1 protein-coding gene and 1 pseudogene are annotated in these 870 nt (G+C 72.1%); one reads left to right on the top strand and one right to left on the bottom strand.

What is annotated here, in order from left to right; translation table 11 throughout:
• Positions 1–477: pseudogene (locus E1298_RS47300) on the top strand (hypothetical protein); the annotation flags it as partial.
• Here the strand turns inward: E1298_RS47300 and E1298_RS47295 are convergent.
• A partial coding sequence (locus tag E1298_RS47295; RefSeq protein WP_131903890.1) for a GNAT family N-acetyltransferase occupies positions 474–870 on the bottom strand: 397 nt, incomplete at its 5' end. The pseudogene E1298_RS47300 and the gene E1298_RS47295 overlap by 4 nt on opposite strands.

The following is an 870-nucleotide window of genomic DNA, read 5'->3' as shown; positions in this document are numbered from 1 at the left end:
GGACGGATGGTCCGGCGGGCGGGGCTGCGGGAGACGGGTCCGCCGCCCGCGGACAAGCCCGGGTTCTGGGGGTATACGGCGCTGAGCGCCGAGGATGTCGTCAGGACGTACCGGTACTTGCTGGAGAAGGCGCCCAAGGGCCACCGGGAGTTCGTGCTGGCGCAGCTGAGGAAGTCCACGCGGTGCGGGACGGACGGGTTCGACCAGACGTTCGGGATTCCGCGGGCGCTGGAGAGGCCGTGGGCCGTGAAGCAGGGGTGGTCGGGGTTCGGGGACGTTCCGGCCGTGCCGTGCCGGGGGAACGTGCGGGCGGCGTCGGCGCCCTTGGGGATCGGACGGCCTGTGCTGCACACGACGGGGCTCGTGGGGGAGCGGATCGTGGTGGTGCTGACGTTGCAGCCGGCCGGTACGCCCTTCGGGGTGGCGTCGGCCCGGTTGACCGCGTTGACGAAGCAGGTCGACCGGGCCGCCGGTTAGCGTTCCAGGGTCTTGTAGGGGCGGAGGCCGCGTTTGCGGTAGTTCGGCAGGGCGTTGGGGTGGTCGAGCGTGGAGGTGTGGAGCCAGACGCGGCGGGCGGCGGGGTTCAGTTCCCAGGCTTTGCGGAGGGTGAGGGTGAGGGCGTGGCCGCCGATGCCGCGGCCGATCCACTCGGGGAGGAGGCCGAAGGTGGTGATCTCGGTCTCGTCGGCCTCGGTGACGTAGCGGGCGATGCCGACGGGCTCGTCCTGCTTGATGACCCAGGCGTTGCGGGGTCCGGCGAAGTAGGCGGCCCACTCGTCGTCGGACCAGATGGCGGTCCGCCATTGGTAGGCGGTGCCGACGCGCTCGGTCAGGTCGCGTTCGCGGTCGGCGGCGAGGGGCTCCAGGGTG

The sequence above is a fragment of the Actinomadura rubrisoli genome (genome assembly GCF_004349215.1).
Lineage (GTDB): Bacteria > Actinomycetota > Actinomycetes > Streptosporangiales > Streptosporangiaceae > Spirillospora > Spirillospora rubrisoli.
Note: the sequence above shows the minus strand (reverse complement) of the source record. Positions and strands in the feature narration are given on the sequence as shown.